Genomic DNA, 4901 nt, shown 5'->3' on the forward strand with positions numbered 1-4901 from the left:
TATCAATACAACTAGTACCTTTGATTCTGTTTTAGCTTTATTTAAGTTTTTTTTCCTTACAGTAGTAGTGGTTGGAGTTGTCGATATAGTATTCTCACAAATTTTGATGAAAAAAAAGGGTCCTTTCAATTTTGCTCTTGAAGCTGTGTTAATGTTTGTTGTGTTTTATCTTTATGTTTTAATTTATTCGTTTAACTCTCAAGATATTGTTATAAGGGATACAGGCGTGTTGTGGGTTTCTCTATTTTTATTTATTTTGTATTTGTTGTTTGCTCTGGTATATCCAGTTTCAAAAAGGATCTATGGGTTAATGATGAAAAAAATACAAGATAAAAATAATTGAAAATGTCGTTTAATAAAACGTTCCCAATTAGATTCTTAGAATAAAAAATTTATTATTCCATTGCGGTGTCCGCAAGCATTTTTTTTATTTTTCAGTACTTCGTTTTGAGGAATATTTTTGTGATAGAATCCGTTCACTGTGGAGGTGTATGTGATGACGATTGTAATTAATGTGATGGATTTAGGAGCATTCATTATTTGTACTTTGCTGTTCGTTGCATTGTGGTTTGAAGAATCAGAAGAAGCCGGCTATTAAGTCGGCTTCTTCTTTACACGCTTGACGGAAATCGAGAGATTTTAGCACGCACACAGGGGTGTGTATAAGTGCGCCATTTTCATGGATGTCCTATTTCCAAAATTGCCACCACTTTTTTTGTTGAGCAGCAGCAATCATTTTTTTTGTTTCAATGGATTCTTTCAAAGCGAGCATGAGATTTTCATCTCGCTTTTTTTGTTGTTCTTCAAATTGTTCGAGTCGTTTTAGGATGGCCCGATTGAATTCCTCTTGTCTTTGAATGAGATCGGCGACATTGATATCTTGTAGCGGTGTAGCGGTATCCGATATGGACAAGTTTGACCGATACAAGGTCGCTACAAGTTTGGCTACTTCTTCTAGTGATTTACCACTCAATTTAGAGTGTGTGTATATATACTCCATAGCGGATAAATCGGACTCATTATACTGACGCCATCCCTTAGTGTCTCTGGCGAAATTATAGCCATTTTTCTCAAGTATGGCGGCGTATTTGCGTATCGTGACGCTGGAGACATTGAGCTTGTTTGCAATGTCTTGTGAAGAAAGGTAGGTTTCGGGTTTCATAGCGGGTTCACCTCTTTATGATTCATTCGCTACGGTATACGCTACGCCCTCCTAGATCAAAAGGCAAAATGTTTTTGTTTTGCGTAGCGGGTTGAAAGAGAAAAATTTTGATAAGTGTCGCTGGAGATATTTCGGAAAAGGTGAAAAGAGCATAAGGGAAAACTGCAACCACTTTATGTTTGAAATCCCAGTGTGATTTGTTTCGTGGCGGTTGCGATTTTTGAAAGGAATGTGCCTAAAAATGAAATTCTGACACACCTTTTTTTAGGAGAAAAATGTGGTGATGTGGCAGAAACGGAAAAACTGCCACACCATAAAAAGGAAAAGTGAGAAGAATTGAGTAACGTTTTGTGTTTAAAAAGGAGCGCACCTGCACACAAAGAAAGGGAGCGTTTTGCAAAAAAATCAGTCGTAACAAGGGGTCAATAATGGTGAATTAAGTTTCGTGTTTGTTTTGTGTTGTTTCGGAAAAGTGTGCACTCAAAAGGAGCGTTACTGTTTAAAAAATGGAGTGAAAAACATATGGCATGAGTCAATGGTAAGCGGAACGAAGTGAGCATTAAGGAGTTGACTCATTCACGACACCCAAAAGCCTGTTTATCAAACAAACCCCGTTTGTTTGCGCCTGCCGAAGGGGCATCCCCCGAAGATCGGGGGTAGGGGGTTTGAATATTTGCCATCCAACGTGCTAGCGTTGGCGGGTTTGGGCAGAGCCCAAGAAAGGCGGTTCGATGATGAAAATGACAAGAGAAAGTTTTGAAAAAGGCATGAGATATGCGAAAGCGACACACGCCATTGAAGGAATTTATCTTACAGCTGACGAGGAAGAATTATTATGGCAGCACGGATCTGGTCAGATCACAGATGAGAAGTTTGAGAAAAAAGCCCTTGAATTGGCTTATAAAGTGATACAATAGAGTTCTAGGCGGAAGGTGCGTAGCGGAAGACGACGGCAGTCGTCGAGTGGCAACGAAAAGCGAAGCACCGAGAGCCAAACGGGAATCCCCTATGCTAACAGGGGGGTAGTACGCAAGATGAAAATAAAACGTATAAAAAAACATGTCGTTCATTTTAAAAATGCCGTTGAGAGCGTTCAGATTCGATTCTGAGCGCTTTTATTTTTGTTCAGGTACTTGAAATGGGGTAATGCGTTAAAAACGCTTATAAGGGCTTTAAATGCGTTTTTTCGTTTTGTCTGCTGTCATGCTTTTTAAATTTGATGGCTAGATGCCGAGGAATTTTCAAAAGTGTTTGCGAGATGCCGAAAATTTTACATATCGAGGGAGAAACAGGGTTTTATTAGGAAATCTTGTGCTAGCATTTAGTATAAAACTGGTTTTATAAGGGGTGATTGTAGATGGCGGCCATACCGTCTCCAGTTGTAGCGGTTAAGATCAATGAATGGTACAAGCATATAAAGAGATTCAATGTGAAAGAGGCTGAGATTCTAAGGGAAGAGGTTAGGAAAGAGATCGATGCTATGGAAGAAGATGAGCAAGCGGTTCTTTATTTTCAATTGATGGAGTTCCGTCATCAATTGATGCTTGATTATGTGCAACCTTCTAAGAAACCATTGGAGCCTTCTGAATATTTGAAAGCTGTAGAAGGACAAGGGAAAAAGATGTCGGGCTTTCTTGAATACTATTTCAACTTTTTTCAAGGAATGTATGAATTCAGAATGGGCGAATTTGTTAAAGCTATCATGTTCTATAGGCGAGCTGAGAAACGTTTGGAGCAAGTTGCTGATGAGTTAGAGAAAGCGGAATTCTATTACAAGATGTCCGAAGTGTTTTATCACATGAAACAGACACATATGTCTATGTATTATGTCACTCTTGCTTATGATACTTATAAGGCTTATAAGACGCATTCAATTTATATGGTTCGTGAAATTAATTGTTTAACTGTAGTCGCGGGAAATTATATGGATTTAGAAACTAGAGATAAAGCATTGACTTGTTTTTCTTTAGCTTTGGAAAAAGCGGAGGCATTGGGGAATAAGCATATAATTTTTAGGCAGCTGTACAATATCGGTATCTGTTATCAAGGGTTAAATCAAATTACGAAAGCTGTGTCGTATTTTCACCAATCCATTTTAGAAGGGGAGCCAATCGGTGAAAAGTTGTTTCAAGTCTATTATGAATTGATACGGATTCATTTGAATCAAAAAGAATTAATTGAGGGACGAGAATTTTACGAGAAAGCTAAGGAACAGTTGGCTTTACATAAAGATGATTTATTTCTGGATATGTTGAAGGTGCTGGAAAATTTATTTTTTAAGTCTGCAAATCTTAGTGAAGTATTGGCTTGCTTGGATAAATTGGAAAGCCCGAGAGGTTTACCTTACATGGAAGACCTAGCTTTGGAAGCCGCCCGATTTTATACTGAAAAAGGGCGTGTGGATGAATCTGTAAAAATGTATGAAAAGATGATATACGCCCAAAAACAAATTCAAAGGGGCGATTGTTTGTATGAATTTCTATAGGAACTGTGCTTTAGGTTTAATTTGTACATCAGCATTGGTTATCGGTGTTTTTGTTCAAGCGAATATAGATAGCTATAGTGCAACTGGTTTTCAAGTTTATGATTCTAGGGCAATGACTTAATTCTTCAGACCTTTTAGGTCTGTTTTTTTGTTGCGCAGCAGGACCAAAAAATCAAAAAAAAATCTCCCCCTGCGGGGAAATTTGGTTTAGTCTTTGGTCTTTTAGGTTTTTGGGTTTTAATCTTTTAAAAAGATGGCGGTTTCGCCAGCTTTTTGGCGATTTTGACGGAGTCAGAATCGTGTCTTTTCTTATCTTGATACATATAGAAACATTGAGATTTTCAAAAAGTGATATAAATCCAGTGGTGTCAAGGGTTTAAAGGTAATTTGACAGGGAAAAACCCCGTCTGCTATTATTAAGTTACCACACCAAATAATAGATAGCTAGAGAACTAGCGGCAGAAGGGGTTTTTTCTTTGTTTTATTCATCTGAATCGAATTATACCATCCTCGAGGATAAAACCGCAACAGGTAAAAAGCGGGATTGGAAGGGGAAAAAGGTGAGATCGTCGCTTATGGCGGCTCACTATGAAGGACTTGAAAAGCGTACCGGTGCGCCTTACTACGGAAAAAAGGCAGAGAAAGTATGTGATTGTGCGGAATGTCTTGCGTTTAAGAGGGATCGAGAAACGGGCAGACTACGATTATATCAAGCCTATTTTTGTAAAGTGAGGTTATGCCCTATGTGTGCGTGGCGAAGGTCATTGAAAATTGCTTATCACAACAAATTGATCGTTGAAGAAGCCAATCGGCAATATAAGCCAGCATGGATATTTCTCACGTTGACAGTAAAAAACGTTGAGGGTGATGATCTGAAACAGACCATTTCGGATATGATGAAAGGTTTTAATAGATTGATGAAATATAAAAAAGTTGATTCTGCGGTGCGTGGGTATTTCAGAGCTTTAGAGATTACGAAAAATCATGAAGAAAATACATATCATCCGCATTTTCATGTGTTAATACCTGTTCGTACTAATTACTTTGGTAAGAACTATATTAATCAAAAAGAATGGACAAGCCTTTGGAAAAGAGCAATGAAATTGGATTACACACCTATTGTGCATGTGCAGAGGGTCAAAGGTAAAAAGGGAATCGATGCGGAAGCGATTGAAAAAGAAGTACGCAAAGAAATGGAAGAACAGAAAGCTATTTTAGAGATTTCTAAGTATCCAGTCTGTCTCTTATACACAT

General features: G+C 38.1%; 6 protein-coding genes. 5 read left to right on the forward strand and 1 reads right to left on the reverse strand.

Annotated elements, in window-relative coordinates:
• A partial coding sequence (locus tag ACFVUY_RS43120) for a hypothetical protein (RefSeq protein ID WP_387737347.1) occupies positions 1-343 on the forward strand: 343 nt, incomplete at its 5' end.
• A gap of 345 nt (positions 344-688) precedes the next feature.
• On the opposite strand, the gene ACFVUY_RS43125 is transcribed toward ACFVUY_RS43120, so the two are convergent.
• A complete protein-coding gene (locus ACFVUY_RS43125; protein WP_387541588.1) occupies positions 689-1162 on the reverse strand; it encodes a DUF3967 domain-containing protein in 474 nt (157 codons plus the stop codon).
• Between the two features lie 204 nt (positions 1163-1366).
• On the opposite strand from ACFVUY_RS43125, the gene ACFVUY_RS43130 reads away from it, so the two are divergent.
• The 4 genes from ACFVUY_RS43130 to ACFVUY_RS43145 all read left to right on the forward strand — a co-directional run.
• Entirely contained in the window at positions 1367-1492 is a 126-nt protein-coding gene (locus tag ACFVUY_RS43130) for a hypothetical protein (protein ID WP_258404754.1), read from the forward strand.
• 401 nt (positions 1493-1893) lie between these two features.
• Positions 1894-2079: a hypothetical protein gene (locus tag ACFVUY_RS43135; protein ID WP_024024780.1), complete on the forward strand. Its 186-nt coding sequence runs from the start codon at positions 1894-1896 to the stop codon at positions 2077-2079.
• Positions 2080-2519: 440 nt separating this feature from the next.
• Entirely contained in the window at positions 2520-3647 is a 1128-nt protein-coding gene (locus ACFVUY_RS43140; protein ID WP_024024781.1) for a RapH N-terminal domain-containing protein, read from the forward strand.
• A 575-nt stretch (positions 3648-4222) separates the two neighbouring features.
• Positions 4223-4901: protein rep (locus ACFVUY_RS43145; RefSeq protein WP_387737348.1), on the forward strand; the 679-nt coding region annotated here is incomplete at its 3' end.

Origin of the sequence: Kitasatospora sp. NPDC058063, assembly GCF_042885395.1 — a bacterium.
GTDB lineage: Bacteria > Actinomycetota > Actinomycetes > Streptomycetales > Streptomycetaceae > Kitasatospora > Kitasatospora lactacystinica.